Genomic DNA, 16207 nt, shown 5'->3' on the forward strand with positions numbered 1-16207 from the left:
GTCATTACCACAAACGTAAAGAATAAGGACGCGCTATTTTCCCGGGATGACAAATGATAAAAATTACCATATGATATTGGTTATCATTATCGTTGTGAGAGGCGAAAACATGTTGCAGCGAACTTTAGGGAGTGGATGGGGCGTGTTAATCCCTGGCGTACTGATTGCCGTCCTCGGGTTTGCCGATTTGTCGGTAGATGCCTGGCGCGGATTGGTGACGCTGGGAATGCTCATGTCAGCGGTGATGATTTGGCACCGTCAGCTAAGGCACTTTGTTCTGCTGCCATCATGCGTGGCGCTGGTCAGTGGGATGATGCTGGTAATAATGAATTTGAAGCTGATGGGATAAAACGGAAGGGTAAGAATATTGGTGCGAGGGGGGGACTTGAACCCCCACGTCCGTAAGGACACTAACACCTGAAGCTAGCGCGTCTACCAATTCCGCCACCTTCGCACAGTATTCTTAATTTTTGATATCGCCTCGTTGGTGCGAGGGGGGGGACTTGAACCCCCACGTCCGTAAGAACACTAACACCTGAAGCTAGCGCGTCTACCAATTCCGCCACCTTCGCCCAGTGCGAGCAATATCAACGTGGATTATGGTGCGAGGGGGGGACTTGAACCCCCACGTCCGTAAGGACACTAACACCTGAAGCTAGCGCGTCTACCAATTCCGCCACCTTCGCATACCATCGACACTATGAAAGTATCGTTACCACGGAGGCGCATTCTAGTGGTTTTCAGCTATTCGTCAATAGTTAATTGTATCAGTTGGATTGATTGTTGCAAAAATGGACGGTCAGAAAGGAAAAACATCGGCGACCAGCGTCTGCTGGCGCCGAAAAAACGCAGGATTATTTCTTCGCCTGACGGGTCATCACCGTCCGGTAGACCTTAAAGCGGCCCGTTTGGGCAATCACTTCATGGAAGCCGAAGATCTCATCCAGCACGTTCGGATAGGGCAGGAAGGCGTTAGCGACGATGCGCAGCTCGCCGCCGCTGTTCAAATGACGAACGGCGCCGCGAATCAGCGTTTGCGCGGCCTCCAGGCTGGTCTGTAGACCATCGTGGAAAGGCGGGTTGGAGATAATCATGTCGAAGCGGCCGTTCACTTCAGAGAACACGTTGCTGGCGAACACTTCCCCTTCGATGCCGTTAGCGGCCAGCGTGGCGCGACTGGCTTCAACTGCCGGGGCGCTGACGTCGCATAAGGAGAGGCGGACTTTAGGCGAGTGGCTGGCCAGCACGGTTGCCAGCACGCCGGCGCCGCAGCCGACATCAAGCACTTTACCTTTGGTATGCGGCGTCAGCGTAGAAAGCAGCAGCTGGCTACCGACATCCAGGCCATCGCGGCTGAAGACGCCCGGCAGCGTTTTAATCGTCAGATTATCCAGCGAATACTCGCCCCAGTACTGTTCTGCATTGAACGCGGGCTGTTTTTCCAGACGACCGTGATACAGCCCACAGCGGCGCGCGCTGTCGACTTTGCTCAGCGGCGCATATTCCGCCAGCATCTGCTCGGCGCTGCGCACGCCGCTGCGGTTCTCGCCAACCACGAAAATATCAATACCGGTCGGCAGCAGCGAAAGCAGGTTCATCAGCTGAAACTGCGCTTCCGGTTTGTTCTTTGGCCAGTAGTAAATCAGCGTATCGCAATCGGCGACATCGCCGGCCTCTGCGACCAGGCTATAGCGGGCATTTTCGCCCATCTGGCGGCTCAGTACCTGCCAGTGGTGGAACTGCTGGGTATGGGCGCGGCTGGCGGCCGTGTCCAGACGTGCGGGCAGGTCATCCTGCAGGTCACCGGCAAACAGAACGCGGGCGGACTCGAAATCATCACTGTGGCGCAGCAAGACTTCACTTGCCGGGGTAAAAGCGGACATGAAACACTCCTTCATTAAGACTGGCGCCGATTATACACGTTATCTTTCGGCCTGCCTCTTTGTTGGCGGCGGGATGCGCTCCGACCGCCGCGTAGTTTGTTGGCGCAGATACGACGGATTTGCTATATTGCGCGCTTAATTAACAGGAGTGTTTCGCTATGACATCCCGACGAGACTGGCAATTACAGCAGCTGGGCATCACCCAGTGGTCGCTACGTCGTCCTGGGGCGTTACAGGGTGAAATCGCTATCTCGCTTCCTGGACACATTCGTCTGGTGATGGTGGCGGAAGAACCGCCATCGCTGACCGAACCGCTTATCAGCGATATTCTGCGCGCGCTGGCCCTGATGCCGGAGCAGGTGATGCAGCTGACGCCTGAACGCGTTGCGATGCTGCCTCAGGACGCACGCTGTAATAGCTGGCGGCTCGGCACCGACGCGCCGCTGCTGCTGGCGGGCGCACAGCTTTCCACGCCCGCATTCGATGAACTTCAGACCAGCACGCCTGCTCGCATGGCGCTCTGGCAACAGATTTGCGCACATGAACACGATTTCTACCCTCAATCCGGCTGATTTGCCCCGCGCCTGGCAAATTGAAACGCGCGCCCACGCTTTTCCGTGGAGCGAACAGACGTTTGCCAGTAATCAGGGCGAGCGCTATCTGAATCTTCAACTGTCCGTGGACGGCGTGATGGCGGCCTTTGCCATTACGCAAATCGTGCTCGACGAAGCGACGCTGTTCAATATTGCCGTCGACCCCGCTTTCCAGCGTCGCGGTCTGGGCAGGGCGCTGCTGGAACGGGTGATTGATGAAGTTGAAAAACGCGGCGTCGTCACGCTGTGGCTGGAGGTGCGCGCGTCTAACGTCGCCGCCATCGCGCTCTATGAAAGCTTAGGCTTTAACGAGGCGACGATTCGCCGCAACTATTACCCCACGGTCGACGGACGTGAGGACGCCATCATAATGGCACTGCCAATCAGTATGTAAGACAAGGTGATACGATGAAGTGGGACTGGATTTTCTTTGATGCCGACGAAACGTTATTTACGTTTGACTCATTTAGCGGCCTACAGCGGATGTTTCTCGACTATAGCGTGACGTTCTCCGCAGAGGATTTTCAGGACTACCAGGCCGTGAATAAGCCGCTATGGGTGGATTATCAAAACGGCGCCATTACCTCTCTTCAGCTGCAGCATCAGCGCTTTGACGGTTGGGCGGAACGCCTGAACGTCCCTCCCGGCGAGCTGAACGCCGCGTTTATGAACGCGATGGCGGAGATCTGCTCGCCGCTGCCGGGGGCGGTATCGCTGCTTGATTCGCTGCAGGGGAAGGTAAAAATGGGCATCATCACCAACGGTTTTACCTCACTGCAGCAGACGCGTCTTGAACGTACCGGACTGCGCGATCACTTTGATTTGCTCATTATTTCCGAAGAGGTTGGGGTGGCTAAGCCGGATGCGCGTATTTTCGACTATGCGCTGGCGCAGGCGGGCAATCCCGATCGTTCGCGGGTGCTGATGGTTGGCGATACGGCGGAATCGGATATTCGCGGCGGCGTGAATGCCGGCCTGGCGACCTGCTGGTTCAACCCCCATCAGCGCGAACTGCCCGCGGACCTCCGCGCGGACTGGACGGTCACCTCTTTAAGCGAACTGGAGCAACTCCTGTGTAAACACTGATTGCCTCCCCCCATTGATGGGTAAAATAGCCGCAATTTTTTCGTATTCAACATGCGCGGCGCGTTGCCGCGTTTACTAAGAAGATTGAATTATGACGTTGTCTCCTTATTTGCAGGAGGTGGCCAAGCGCCGCACTTTTGCCATTATTTCTCACCCGGATGCCGGTAAAACGACCATTACTGAAAAGGTACTGTTATTCGGACAGGCTATTCAGACCGCCGGAACGGTGAAAGGTCGCGGCTCCAGCCAGCATGCGAAATCTGACTGGATGGAGATGGAAAAGCAGCGCGGTATCTCCATCACCACGTCCGTGATGCAGTTCCCGTATCACGACTGCCTGGTTAACCTGCTGGATACCCCGGGCCACGAAGACTTCTCCGAGGATACCTACCGTACCCTGACGGCGGTGGACTGCTGCCTGATGGTTATCGATGCCGCGAAAGGCGTCGAGGATCGTACCCGTAAGCTGATGGAAGTCACCCGTCTGCGCGATACGCCGATCCTGACGTTCATGAACAAACTCGACCGCGACATTCGCGATCCGATGGAGCTGCTGGATGAAGTGGAAAACGAGCTGAAAATCGGCTGTGCGCCGATCACCTGGCCGATTGGCTGCGGCAAACTGTTCAAGGGCGTTTACCATCTTTATAAAGATGAAACCTACCTGTATCAGACCGGTAAAGGCCACACCATCCAGGAAGTGCGCATCGTGAAGGGGCTGGATAACCCGGAGCTTGATGCCGCGGTGGGTGAAGACCTGGCGCAGCAGCTGCGCGATGAGCTGGAGCTGGTGCAGGGCGCGTCTAACGAATTCGATAAAGAGCTGTTCCTGGCGGGCGAAATTACGCCGGTATTCTTCGGCACCGCGCTGGGTAACTTTGGCGTCGATCATATGCTGGACGGTTTAGTGGAGTGGGCGCCTGCGCCGATGCCGCGCAAAACCGACACCCGCACCGTGGAGGCCGCGGAGGAGAAGTTCACCGGCTTCGTCTTTAAAATTCAGGCCAACATGGACCCGAAACACCGCGACCGCGTGGCCTTTATGCGCGTGGTTTCCGGTAAGTACGAGAAGGGTATGAAGATGCGCCAGGTGCGTATCGGCAAGGACGTGGTGATCTCCGACGCGCTGACCTTTATGGCCGGCGACCGTTCGCATGTGGAAGAGGCGTATCCGGGCGATATCCTGGGTCTGCATAACCACGGCACCATTCAGATTGGCGATACCTTCACCCAGGGTGAAATGATGAAGTTCACCGGTATCCCGAACTTCGCCCCGGAACTGTTCCGCCGCATTCGCCTGAAAGATCCGCTCAAGCAGAAACAGCTGCTGAAAGGGCTGGTTCAGCTCTCTGAAGAGGGGGCGGTGCAGGTGTTCCGTCCGATCGCCAATAACGATCTGATCGTTGGCGCGGTGGGTGTGCTGCAGTTTGATGTGGTTGTTGCTCGCCTGAAGAGCGAGTACAACGTTGAGGCGATTTACGAGTCCGTCAACGTCGCGACCGCACGCTGGGTGGAATGCAGCGACGCGAAGAAATTCGAAGAGTTTAAGCGTAAGAACGAAATTCAGCTGGCGCTGGATGGCGGCGATAACCTGACTTATATCGCCCCGACCATGGTTAACCTGAACCTGACGCAGGAACGTTACCCTGACGTCCAGTTCCGTAAAACCCGCGAGCACTAATCCTCTCCGGAGCGCGGTTTTCGCCGCGCTCCACGCCATTTTCCCCTCGGATTGCCCTTTCTGGAAAGTTCTTAATTCTTACCGTTTTGCGCGCTTTTTTACCCGTTCATGCCGCACTCTTCCGCGTATCTACTACATTTAATAAGTAATTTTTGGAATCCTGGCTTAATAGACTACTTATTTTGCTTTACCTGCTTAGATATAACGAGGAACAACGATGACAAAACTTAAGAGCGGCAAGACACTCCTGGCCCTCTTCCTGGGCTCAGCAATAATCAGCGCTTCGGCGTATGCGGAAAACTCGACCGCAGATAGCGCAAAATCTGCAGCAAGCAATGCCGGGCAAGCCGTTGATAATTCGATGAACAAAGTCGGGAATTTTATGGACGACAGCACCATCACCGCCAGGGTGAAAGCGGCGCTGATCGATCATAAAGATATTCGCAGCACCGATATCTCTGTGAAAACTGAAAACAAAGTCGTCACGTTAAGCGGTACGGTTGACAGTTCAGAGCAGCATAAGCAGGCGCTTAGCGTAGCGAAAGCGGTTGAAGGCGTGACCTCCGTTAACGACAAGCTTAGCGTACAGAACGAAAAATCTGCTTCGCTGAAGGGCTATGCCGGCGACACGGCGGTGACCAGCGAGATCAAAGCGAAATTACTGGCTGACGATATCGTTCCGTCGCGTAACGTGAAGGTGGAGACCACCGATGGCGTTGTACATTTATCCGGTACGGTAGAGTCCAGTAAGCAGTCGGAGCGGGCGGAAGGTATTGCGAAAGCCGTTTCCGGCGTCAAAAGCGTGAAGAATGACCTTAGCGTCAAATAAATCTATTCACTAAAAAAATTTATTCTGCGGTCTTTCCGCAGGATGTGTAGCACCACAGGGTTGTGTATGCGCGGCCTGAGTGCGCAGAAAATCGACCGTCATTAACTATGGTAAGGAGAGACGTATGTTTAGATGGGGCATTATTTTTCTGGTGATCGCGTTAATTGCCGCCGCTCTGGGCTTTGGTGGCCTGGCGGGTACCGCTGCCTGGGCTGCGAAAATTGTCTTCGTTGTTGGTATTATCCTGTTCCTGGTCAGCCTGTTCACCGGCCGTCGGCGTCCCTAGACGTTAACGCGTGAAATACCGTCTTACATAAAGCCAGTCAATGTGACTGGCTTTCTCAGTTTCAGGGCGTTAAAAATTGCGTTACCTTTGTTTTTATAATAAGCCAGACAGGAAAGCAGGGTGGGGCAGCGAATTCCCGTTACGTTGGGCAACATTACGCCGTTATCTGTTAAACCCTTCCAGCCGGGCAGGCTCGCACTGGTGTGCGAAGGCGGGGGCAGAGAGGGATTTTTACCGCCGGGGTACTGGATGAATTTATGCGCGCGGGATTCAACCCGTTCGACATGATGTTCGGTACCTCTGCCGGGGCGCAAAATCTCTCGGCCTATCTGTGCAACCAGCCCGGCTATGCCCGCAAAGTGATCACCCGCTACACCACCGCCCGCGAGTTTTTCGACCCGATGCGTTTTGTGCGCGGCGGGAATCTTATCGATCTTGACTGGCTGGTCGACACCACCTCGAAAAAGATGCCGCTGGCGATGGCCTATGCTGAAGATTGTTTTGCTCAGGGAAAAGAGTTCTGGATGTGCGCCTGTCGCGGCGATGATTACACGCCAAACTACTTTTCCCCCACTCAGCAGACCTGGCTTGACCTGATTCGCGCCTCCAGCGCCATTCCCGGTTTTTACCGCAGCGGCGTGCTGCTGGATGGCGTGAGCTATCTTGACGGCGGCGTCAGCGATGCGATCCCCGTACAGGAAGCGGCCCGCCGAGGGGCGCAAACCATCGTGGTGATCCGCACCGTTCCGTCCCAGATGTACTACACGCCGCAGTGGTTTAAACGGATGGAGCGCTGGCTTGGCGAAAGTAGTCTGCAGCCGTTTGTGAATCTGGTGCAGCATCACGAAACCACCTATCGCTCCACGCAAGAGTTCATTGAAAAACCGCCGGGTAAGCTGAGAATTCTGGAAATTTATCCGCAGAAGCCGTTGAGGAGTATGGCGTTAGGCAGCCGTCTTCCGGCGTTGCTGGAGGACTACAAGACCGGACGCCAGTGCGGGCGCTACTTTCTCGCTACCGTCGGTAAACTGCTGGCCGACAGACCGCCGCTGCTGCGCCATGCGCCGCGTATTGCGGTACCGAAAACGGTCGTTATTCCGCCAGCGCCGGTGGCCAATGAGATCCCTCAGGCGCCGGTCATCGCGGCGGTGCAGGCCAATGATGCCAGCTTTGAAAATGAGGACCTGGCGTGACCCTACGATTTATTGATACCCACTGCCATTTCGATTTTCCCCCTTTCACCGGCGACGAAAGCGCCAGCATTGCCCGGGCGACGGAGGCTGGCGTGACGCAGATCGTGATACCTGCGACAGAAGCGGATAACTTCGCCCGCGTGTTAGCGCTGGCGGAGAAATATGATGAGCTCTACGCCGCCTTAGGCCTCCATCCGATAGCGATTGAACGGCATAGCGCAGAGAGTCTTGAACGGCTTGAAGCCTGCCTGGCGAAACGCGACGCTAAGCTGGTCGCGGTTGGGGAGATCGGTCTCGATCTCTATCGGGAAGATCCGCAATTTGCACGTCAGGTTTCTGTATTTGAGGCGCAGATGCGGCTGGCGAAACGCTACGATTTGCCGGCGATCCTCCACTCCAGACGCACTCACGACAAGCTGGCGATGCTGCTGAAAAAGCACGCTTTACCGCGAACCGGCGTAGTGCATGGTTTTGCCGGTAGCCTTCAGCAGGCGGAGCGGTTTGTGCAGCTGGGCTACAAGATTGGCGTTGGCGGCACCATTACCTATCCGCGCGCCAGTAAGACCCGCGATGTGATCGCGCAGCTGCCGCTTTCGGCGCTGCTGCTGGAGACCGATGCGCCGGATATGCCGTTGAACGGTTTCCAGGGGCAGCCGAACAGGCCAGAACGGGTGGCTCGCGTCTTCTCCACCTTATGTGAGCTACGCTCTGAGCCCGCGGAAGAGATAGCGAATATCCTGATTGATAATACAAATGCGCTTTTTGCGCTTCCGTAGCGCTTTGCTGAGTGACCTGTGTCTCATTCCTGCCTTTTTATCTCATTGTTTTGCTTAAAATGTGTGAGCTGAAATGAGCATGATGGTTTCATGCCGTTATAATCGCGGGGTTTTAAGGCTGAACTCTCAATACACAGGGACTCTGTATGCAAATTATTATGGGACTTATCGGCATGGTGGTGCTGTTAGCCATCGCTGTGCTCCTCTCCAGTAATCGAAAAGCCATCAACCTGCGTACCGTCCTCGGCGCCTGGATTATCCAGGTGGGGATCGGCGCGTTAATTCTCTACGTGCCGGCCGGGCGCACCGCGCTGCTGGCCATGTCGAACGGCGTTGCCAACGTGATTGCTTACGGCAATGAAGGGATCGGCTTTATCTTTGGCGGGCTGGTTTCCGACAAGATGTTTGAAGTCTTCGGCGGCGGCGGGTTTGTTTTTGCCCTGCGCGTCCTGCCGGTCATCGTCTTCTTCTCATCGCTGATCGCCGTGCTTTATTACCTCGGCATCATGCAGTTTGTTATCCGCATTCTCGGCGGGGCGCTGCGGGCGGTACTGAAAACCTCGCGCACGGAATCGCTCTCTGCCACGGCGAACATCTTCGTTGGCCAGACCGAAGCGCCGCTGGTGGTGCGTCCATATATCGCCACCATGACCCGTTCCGAGCTCTTCGCCGTGATGTGCGGGGGCCTGGCCTCGGTTGCGGGCTCCGTTCTGGCCGGTTACGCGCAGATGGGCGTACCGCTGGAATACCTGATTGCCGCTTCGTTTATGGCGGCGCCGGGCGGCCTGCTGTTCGCGAAGATTATCGTGCCCGAAACCGAGCAGCCCCGGGACAACCCGGCGATGGACAAAAACGACGCCGATCCGCAGGCGCCGGCGAACGTGCTGGATGCCGCCGCGTCCGGCGCGGCTTCCGGGATGCAGCTGGCGCTTAACGTCGGGGCGATGCTGCTGGCGTTTATCGCGCTGATTGCCCTGGTTAACGGTATTCTCTCCGGCGTGGGCGGCTGGTTTAACCATCCAGACCTGTCGCTGCAAATGATCCTCGGCTGGGTCTTCTCACCGCTGGCGTGGGTGATTGGCGTTCCGTGGAATGAGGCCACCGTTGCCGGCTCGTTTATCGGCCAGAAGCTGATTATCAACGAGTTTGTGGCCTACATGAATTTCGGTGAATACCTGAAAGCCGACGCCGAGGTCGCAGCCGCCGGTTTGCAGGTGATTTCAACCCACACCAAGGCCATCATCTCGTTTGCCCTGTGCGGTTTTGCCAATCTGTCATCCATTGCGATTCTGATTGGCGGACTGGGCGGCATGGCGCCTAATCGTCGCCAGGAAATTGCCCAGCTGGGCATGCGGGCCGTGGCGGCGGGGACGCTGTCTAACCTGATGAGCGCCACGATAGCGGGCGTCTTCCTCGCGCTATAGCGCCGTCGTTAATCACGACCCTACCCCGCGGCACCGCCGCCGCGGGGATCTCTCATCTGTGTGTTAAAATCCTATCATTTAATAATTATCTGTTTATCAATCACTCATGATGCATCTGGCATTTTTTCGCACAAAATGTCCGCGCTGATATCGAGGTTGACCGCGTGGGTATGTTACAATAATAACATTGCCTCGACGCTGAGATTCCTGATTATGCTTAAAGAGAGTCTGGCCTTCGGGGGGCATGCACAGGGATTTATTATGTGATTCATATCACTCTACAGTAATGCAAATTAGTAATTAGTTTTCATTAACTGTGATGTATATCGAAGTGTAACGGCGAGGGGATGTTACAATAGTAACAGACTCGCAAGGTGAACAAACTTTAATACGGCAATACGCCGTCGGAGTATGAAATGACTGATTTAACGGCAAGCAGCCTGCGCGCGTTGAAACTGATGGACCTGACCACCCTGAACGATGACGACACCAATGAAAAAGTGATCGCGCTGTGCCACCAGGCCAAAACACCGGTAGGGAATACTGCCGCAGTATGCATCTACCCGCGCTTTATCCCGATCGCGCGTAAAACGCTGAACGAGCAGGGTACCCCGGATATCCGGATCGCGACGGTGACCAATTTCCCGCACGGTAACGATGATATTGCTATTGCGCTGGCGGAAACCCGCGCGGCGATAGCTTACGGCGCAGACGAAGTTGACGTCGTATTCCCTTACCGCGCGCTGATTGCCGGCAACGAACAGGTGGGTTTTGACCTGGTGAAAGCCTGTAAAGAAGCCTGCGCGGCGGCAAACGTGCTGCTGAAAGTGATTATCGAAACCGGTGAGCTGAAAGAAGAAGCGCTGATTCGTAAAGCATCTGAAATCGCCATCAAAGCCGGTGCCGATTTTATCAAAACGTCTACCGGTAAAGTTCCGGTCAATGCGACCCCGGAAAGCGCGCGCATCATGCTGGAAGTCATCCGCGATATGGGCGTTCAGCAGAGCGTCGGCTTCAAACCGGCGGGCGGCGTGCGTAGCGCAGAAGACGCGCAAAAGTTCCTCGCTATTGCCGATGAACTGTTCGGTGCCGACTGGGCCGACTCTCGTCACTACCGCTTTGGCGCTTCCAGCCTGCTGGCAAGCCTGCTGAAAGCGCTGGGTCACGGCGATGGTAAGAGCGCCAGCAGCTACTAATACGTAATTTGCCTGACCTCAAGGCCGGATGCTGTCCGGCCTGTGGTTGGTCTTTGACTCTTTCCTCGGGAGGTTATCTTGTTTCTCGCACAAGAAATTATTCGTAAAAAACGTGATGGTCATGCGCTGAGCGATGAAGAGATTCGTTTTTTCATCAACGGCATCCGCGACAACACCATCTCAGAAGGGCAGATCGCCGCGCTGGCGATGACCATTTTTTTCCACGATATGTCTATGCCGGAACGCGTTTCGCTGACCATGGCGATGCGGGATTCAGGGACCGTTCTCGACTGGAAGAGTCTTAATCTCAATGGCCCGATCGTCGATAAACACTCTACCGGCGGCGTAGGCGATGTGACCTCGCTGATGCTGGGGCCGATGGTCGCGGCCTGCGGCGGCTATGTCCCGATGATCTCGGGGCGCGGTCTCGGGCACACCGGCGGTACGCTCGACAAGCTGGAAGCGATTCCTGGGTTCGATATTTTCCCGGACGATAGCCGCTTCCGTGAAATCATTAAAGATGTCGGCGTCGCGATTATCGGGCAGACCAGCTCTCTGGCGCCGGCGGACAAACGTTTTTACGCCACGCGCGATATCACCGCAACGGTGGACTCTATCCCGCTGATCACCGCCTCCATTCTCGCCAAGAAGCTGGCGGAAGGCCTGGACGCGCTGGTGATGGATGTCAAAGTCGGCAGCGGCGCCTTTATGCCTACTTATGAGCTTTCCGCCGCGCTGGCCGAAGCGATCGTCGGGGTATCCAACGGCGCCGGCGTGCGGACGACGGCGCTGTTAACCGATATGAACCAGGTGCTGGCTTCCAGCGCCGGTAATGCGGTGGAAGTGCGTGAAGCCGTGCAGTTCCTCACCGGCGAGTACCGTAATCCGCGGCTGCTTGAGGTGACGATGGCGCTGTGCGTCGAGATGCTGATTTCCGGCAAGCTGGCGCAGAATGACGCCGACGCGCGGGCGAAGCTACAGGCGGTGCTGGATAACGGTAAAGCCGCAGAAGTCTTCGGCCGGATGGTGGCGGCGCAAAAAGGGCCGAACGACTTCGCGGAAAACTACGATAAGTATCTGCCGGCCGCGATGCTGAGCAAAGCCGTCTATGCCGAAGGCGAAGGGTTTGTCGCCGAAATGGACACCCGCGCGCTGGGCATGGCGGTGGTATCAATGGGCGGCGGTCGCCGTCAGGCATCGGATCTGATTGATTACAGCGTCGGTTTCACCGACGTGGTTCGCCTCGGCGCGCGTATCGACGCGCAGCAGCCGCTGGCGGTTATCCATGCTAAAGATGAAAACAGCTGGCAGGAAGCGGCCAAAGCCGTGAAAGCGGCCATTAAACTTGACGATAAAGCGCCTGAAATGACGCCGACGGTCTATCGTCGTATCACCGAATAGTTATATACTGATCTGATCGCTTTTTTGCAGCGCAAAAGGTACGGAGAATAATATGAAACGTGCATTTATTATGGTGCTGGACTCATTCGGCATCGGTGCGACTGAAGACGCCGATCGCTTTGGCGACGTCGGTTCAGACACCATGGGCCATATTGCAGAAGCCTGTGCCAAAGGCGAGGCTGACAACGGCCGCAAAGGCCCGCTCAATCTACCGAATCTGACCCGTCTGGGGCTGGTTAAAGCCCATGAGGGTTCTACCGGTAAAATTGCCGCCGGTATGGACGGCAGCGCGGACGTTATCGGCGCCTACGCATGGGCGCATGAGCTTTCTTCCGGTAAAGACACCCCGTCAGGCCACTGGGAAATCGCCGGCGTGCCGGTTCTGTTTGACTGGGGCTACTTCCCCGAGCATGAAAACAGCTTCCCGCAGGAACTTCTGGATAAACTGGTTAAGCGCGCAAACCTGCCGGGCTACCTCGGCAACTGCCACTCTTCCGGTACCGTTATCCTCGACCAGCTGGGCGAAGAGCATATGAAAACCGGCAAGCCGATTTTCTATACCTCCGCTGACTCGGTATTCCAGATTGCCTGCCATGAAGAGACCTTTGGTCTCGATAAGCTGTACGAGCTGTGTGAAATCGCGCGTGAAGAGCTGACCGAAGGCGGCTACAACATCGGTCGCGTTATCGCGCGTCCGTTTATCGGCGACAAAGCCGGCAACTTCCAGCGCACCGGTAACCGCCACGATTTGGCCGTTGAGCCGCCGGCGCCGACGGTGCTGCAGAAGCTGGTCGACGAGAAAAAGGGCCAGGTTGTATCGGTGGGTAAAATCGCCGATATCTACGCCAACTGCGGTATTACCAAAAAGGTGAAGGCGACCGGCCTGGATGCGCTGTTTGACGCCACCATCAAAGAGATGAAAGAAGCGGGAGACGAGACCATCGTCTTCACCAACTTCGTGGACTTCGACTCTTCCTGGGGCCACCGCCGCGACGTTGCAGGCTATGCCGCAGGGCTGGAGCTGTTCGACCGCCGTCTGCCGGAGCTGATGGAACTGGTCGGGGAAGATGACATTCTGATCCTGACCGCCGACCACGGCTGCGACCCGACCTGGACCGGTACCGACCATACCCGCGAGCACATTCCGGTGCTGATCTATGGCCCGAAAGTGAAGCCGGGTTCGCTGGGTCACCGCGAAACCTTCGCCGATATCGGCCAGACCCTGGCAACGTACTTCGGTACGTCTCCGATGGAGTACGGCAAAAACATGCTGTGATTATTTGCCCGGTGAGCCTCGCTCGCCGGGCCTTTTTTGTCGACCTGATTAGGCATAGCCGCCATCAGGTAAAACATTCAGAAGGATTTAACGATGGCTACTCCACACATTAACGCAGAAATGGGCGATTTCGCTGACGTTGTGCTGATGCCTGGCGACCCGCTGCGCGCGAAGCACATTGCAGAAACGTTCCTTGAAGATGTCCGCGAAGTGAATAACGTGCGCGGTATGCTGGGCTTCACCGGTACCTACAAAGGCCGCAAAATTTCCGTGATGGGTCACGGCATGGGGATCCCGTCCTGCTCCATTTACGCAAAAGAGCTGATCACCGACTTCGGCGTCAAAAAAATCATTCGCGTCGGCTCCTGCGGCGCGGTGCGTATGGACGTTAAGCTGCGCGACGTGGTTATCGGCATGGGTGCCTGTACCGACTCTAAAGTTAACCGTATGCGTTTTAAGGACCACGACTTTGCGGCGATTGCCGACTTTGGCATGGTGCGTAACGCGGTTGACGCGGCAAAAGCGCTGGGCGTTGACGCTCGCGTGGGCAACATTTTCTCCGCTGACCTGTTCTATGCGCCGGACGGCGGCGAAATGTTCGACGTGATGGAAAAATACGGCATTCTGGGCGTGGAAATGGAAGCGGCCGGCATCTACGGCGTCGCGGCGGAATTTGGTGCGAAAGCGCTGACCATCTGCACGGTCTCCGACCACATCCGTACCCACGAGCAGACCAGCTCCGCTGAACGTCAGACGACCTTCAACGACATGATTAAAATCGCGCTGGAATCCGTTCTGCTGGGCGATAAAGAGTAATCATCTCTTCCGCCCTCTCCCTATGGGAGAGGGCCGGGGTGACCGCACGTTAGCGTACCGCGCCGGCAATCCATGCCGAGAGCTCCCGCAGCGCTTTCTCCTGCTCCGGGAAATCCACGAGTAATGCATCGCACTCCTGCTGCAGCATATCCGCGCGGTAGAGGCATCCCTGTAGCCTGGCGGCCAGCGCTTCCAGCGGCGCCGGGTTGAGGCTGTCGGTAAAAATCTGCGTGCGCGTGATATGGCCTTTTTCGACGTCGAAATGGAGCTCTACGCCGCCCCAGGTAAAACGTTCATCCAGCAGATGGCTGAAGGCCGGGGCCTGGCCAAAGTTCCACTCCCAGCTGCTCTGGCGGGCAAAGGTCGCGGCAAAATTCGGCAGGTCCGGCATTTTCTCCGGAGAGATCACTTCGGCCTCCACGCGCTCGCCGTAATGGGCGAAGAACGCCTCCTGAATCGCTTCGCAAACCTGCTGATGGGTAATGCCCGGCAGCAGCTCGACCAGATTGGCTACCCGTCCGCGCACGGAGGTAATGCCTTTGGCCTGCAGCTTCTTCTTATCGGGATTGAGGTAGTTGGCAAGGCGGCTTAAATCGGCGTTCAGCAGCAGCGTACCGTGGTGAAAGCCGCGATCCATCGTTTCGCGATAGGCGGAACCGGAGACCTTGCGGTCGCCTTCGGCGGTTTTGACCACCAGATCGTTGCGGCCCGAGGCTTCCGCCGCTACGCCCAGCGCATTCAGCGCCGTCAGCACGATATTTGTGGAAACGGTTTTATCGTACTCCGGTTTGCCGGCCATAAAGGTAAAGCAGGTATTGCCCAGATCGTGGAATACCGCGCCGCCGCCGCTGCTGCGACGGGCCAGGCGCACGTTATCTTCTTCCATACGTCGGGTGTTGCACTCTTTCCACGGGTTCTGCGCGCGGCCAATGACCACCGTATCGGCATTGCGCCACAGAAACAGCACCCGTTGAGTCGCGGGCATCTGGCGAAAAATAGACTCCTCAACCGCCAGATTGAACCAGGGGTCGTAAGAGTCGGAGAGCAGCAGGCGCAGCGTGGACATGGCGATTTCCTTATTCTGATTCATCTTTATCTTCATCCTGCACCGGCTTATTGGCGGTGAGCAGGAAAGGCGATTGCTGCCAGCGGGTACGTTTACCCTGCAGCAGGGTGCGCGTCAGGACGACGCCGATGGCCAGAGATAGCAGCAGCATCAGACGCAGGATATTGGTGGTATTATCGACCTGCTGCGCTTCGGTGGCCAGGGTATGGGTATCCAGCGTCAGGCGCAGGTAGCCGAGCGGGCCGTTTTTACCCTGAACAGGTTCGACGATTTGCTGGTTGAAGTAGCCGCCGGCTTTTTTACCGTCCAGCGCCAGCCGATCGCGTACCTCGACGCTTTCGCCGGAACGCGCCACCAGGTCGCCCTGTTCGTCATATACGCCGGCGTCGAGGATCCGGCTTTTATGGGTAAGCTGATCCAGCAGCTGGCTAATCCGCTTTTCGTCGGGCGTTTCGCTACGCATCAGCGGCGCCAGGTTGAGCGTGACCTGCTGGGCGAGCGTGCGGGCCAGTTCTTCCAGCTGCGGATTGCGCTGCTTCTGGCTGTTCTGGCTGAACCATGAGGCCCCCTGCATCAGGGCGACGAGGAGCGCGAGACAGATCAGAACAATCACCGCGCGATGCAGCCGGAATTTAAGTTTTGCGCGTACCATATTCCACCTTTGAAAATTTGCAGCTTAATGTTGCCAGAAGCGCTGGTTA

16 protein-coding genes, 3 tRNA genes and 1 pseudogene are annotated in these 16207 nt (G+C 56.5%); 14 read left to right on the forward strand and 6 right to left on the reverse strand.

What is annotated here, in order from left to right:
* Positions 1-109 precede the first annotated feature (109 nt).
* On the forward strand, positions 110-349 hold the full coding sequence (locus CDA56_RS05025; RefSeq protein WP_014227825.1) for a DUF1435 domain-containing protein: 240 nt from the start codon (positions 110-112) through the stop codon (positions 347-349).
* A 19-nt stretch (positions 350-368) separates the two neighbouring features.
* Here CDA56_RS05025 and CDA56_RS05030 read toward each other — a convergent pair.
* The 4 genes from CDA56_RS05030 to rsmC form a co-directional block, all read right to left on the reverse strand.
* Positions 369-454: transfer RNA gene (locus CDA56_RS05030), tRNA-Leu, on the reverse strand.
* Positions 455-485: 31 nt separating this feature from the next.
* Positions 486-572: transfer RNA gene (locus CDA56_RS05035), tRNA-Leu, on the reverse strand.
* A 28-nt stretch (positions 573-600) separates the two neighbouring features.
* Positions 601-686, reverse strand: a tRNA-Leu gene (locus CDA56_RS05040).
* Positions 687-854: 168 nt separating this feature from the next.
* Positions 855-1883, reverse strand: a complete 1029-nt coding sequence (gene rsmC / locus CDA56_RS05045) for a 16S rRNA (guanine(1207)-N(2))-methyltransferase RsmC (RefSeq protein ID WP_014227826.1) — start codon at positions 1881-1883, stop codon at positions 855-857.
* 158 nt (positions 1884-2041) lie between these two features.
* On the opposite strand from rsmC, the gene CDA56_RS05050 reads away from it, so the two are divergent.
* The 13 genes and pseudogenes from CDA56_RS05050 to deoD all read left to right on the forward strand — a co-directional run bounded on the left by CDA56_RS05050 (position 2042) and on the right by deoD (position 14440).
* The gene (locus tag CDA56_RS05050) at positions 2042-2455 is read left to right on the forward strand and encodes a DNA polymerase III subunit psi (protein ID WP_014227827.1); all 414 of its coding nucleotides are present in this window, start codon (positions 2042-2044) and stop codon (positions 2453-2455) included.
* Positions 2424-2870, forward strand: a complete 447-nt coding sequence (gene rimI / locus CDA56_RS05055) for a ribosomal protein S18-alanine N-acetyltransferase (protein WP_004098383.1) — start codon at positions 2424-2426, stop codon at positions 2868-2870. The genes CDA56_RS05050 and rimI overlap by 32 nt, the downstream gene beginning before the upstream one ends.
* 14 nt (positions 2871-2884) lie before the next feature.
* Entirely contained in the window at positions 2885-3562 is a 678-nt protein-coding gene (gene yjjG / locus CDA56_RS05060) for a pyrimidine 5'-nucleotidase (RefSeq protein WP_004098385.1), read from the forward strand.
* A gap of 91 nt (positions 3563-3653) precedes the next feature.
* Entirely contained in the window at positions 3654-5243 is a 1590-nt protein-coding gene (gene prfC, locus CDA56_RS05065) for a peptide chain release factor 3 (protein WP_004098388.1), read from the forward strand.
* Between the two features lie 217 nt (positions 5244-5460).
* A complete protein-coding gene (osmY, locus tag CDA56_RS05070; protein ID WP_014227828.1) occupies positions 5461-6072 on the forward strand; it encodes a molecular chaperone OsmY in 612 nt (203 codons plus the stop codon).
* Positions 6073-6196: 124 nt separating this feature from the next.
* The gene (locus CDA56_RS05075; protein ID WP_003856556.1) at positions 6197-6358 is read left to right on the forward strand and encodes a DUF1328 domain-containing protein; all 162 of its coding nucleotides are present in this window, start codon (positions 6197-6199) and stop codon (positions 6356-6358) included.
* A gap of 120 nt (positions 6359-6478) precedes the next feature.
* Positions 6479-7551, forward strand: a pseudogene (locus CDA56_RS05080) (patatin-like phospholipase family protein).
* Entirely contained in the window at positions 7548-8327 is a 780-nt protein-coding gene (locus tag CDA56_RS05085; RefSeq protein ID WP_064378335.1) for a metal-dependent hydrolase, read from the forward strand. Before CDA56_RS05080 ends, CDA56_RS05085 begins: the two are co-directional and overlap by 4 nt.
* 146 nt (positions 8328-8473) lie before the next feature.
* On the forward strand, positions 8474-9751 hold the full coding sequence (locus tag CDA56_RS05090) for a NupC/NupG family nucleoside CNT transporter (RefSeq protein ID WP_014837350.1): 1278 nt from the start codon (positions 8474-8476) through the stop codon (positions 9749-9751).
* A 416-nt stretch (positions 9752-10167) separates the two neighbouring features.
* Positions 10168-10947, forward strand: a complete 780-nt coding sequence (gene deoC / locus CDA56_RS05095; protein ID WP_014837351.1) for a deoxyribose-phosphate aldolase — start codon at positions 10168-10170, stop codon at positions 10945-10947.
* Between the two features lie 78 nt (positions 10948-11025).
* The gene (deoA, locus tag CDA56_RS05100) at positions 11026-12348 is read left to right on the forward strand and encodes a thymidine phosphorylase (protein ID WP_103814853.1); all 1323 of its coding nucleotides are present in this window, start codon (positions 11026-11028) and stop codon (positions 12346-12348) included.
* Between the two features lie 52 nt (positions 12349-12400).
* On the forward strand, positions 12401-13624 hold the full coding sequence (gene deoB, locus CDA56_RS05105; protein ID WP_014837353.1) for a phosphopentomutase: 1224 nt from the start codon (positions 12401-12403) through the stop codon (positions 13622-13624).
* Positions 13625-13717: 93 nt separating this feature from the next.
* Positions 13718-14440 (forward strand): purine-nucleoside phosphorylase, encoded by a 723-nt coding sequence (deoD, locus tag CDA56_RS05110; RefSeq protein ID WP_004098401.1) that lies wholly within the window; start codon positions 13718-13720, stop codon positions 14438-14440.
* Positions 14441-14489: 49 nt separating this feature from the next.
* On the opposite strand, the gene lplA is transcribed toward deoD, so the two are convergent.
* Both lplA and CDA56_RS05120 read right to left on the reverse strand, forming a co-directional pair.
* Entirely contained in the window at positions 14490-15506 is a 1017-nt protein-coding gene (lplA, locus tag CDA56_RS05115; RefSeq protein ID WP_014227834.1) for a lipoate--protein ligase, read from the reverse strand.
* 10 nt (positions 15507-15516) lie between these two features.
* The gene (locus CDA56_RS05120; RefSeq protein WP_014227835.1) at positions 15517-16158 is read right to left on the reverse strand and encodes a YtjB family periplasmic protein; all 642 of its coding nucleotides are present in this window, start codon (positions 16156-16158) and stop codon (positions 15517-15519) included.
* Positions 16159-16207 lie beyond the last annotated feature (49 nt).

Origin of the sequence: Klebsiella michiganensis, assembly GCF_002925905.1 — a bacterium.
GTDB lineage: Bacteria > Pseudomonadota > Gammaproteobacteria > Enterobacterales > Enterobacteriaceae > Klebsiella > Klebsiella michiganensis.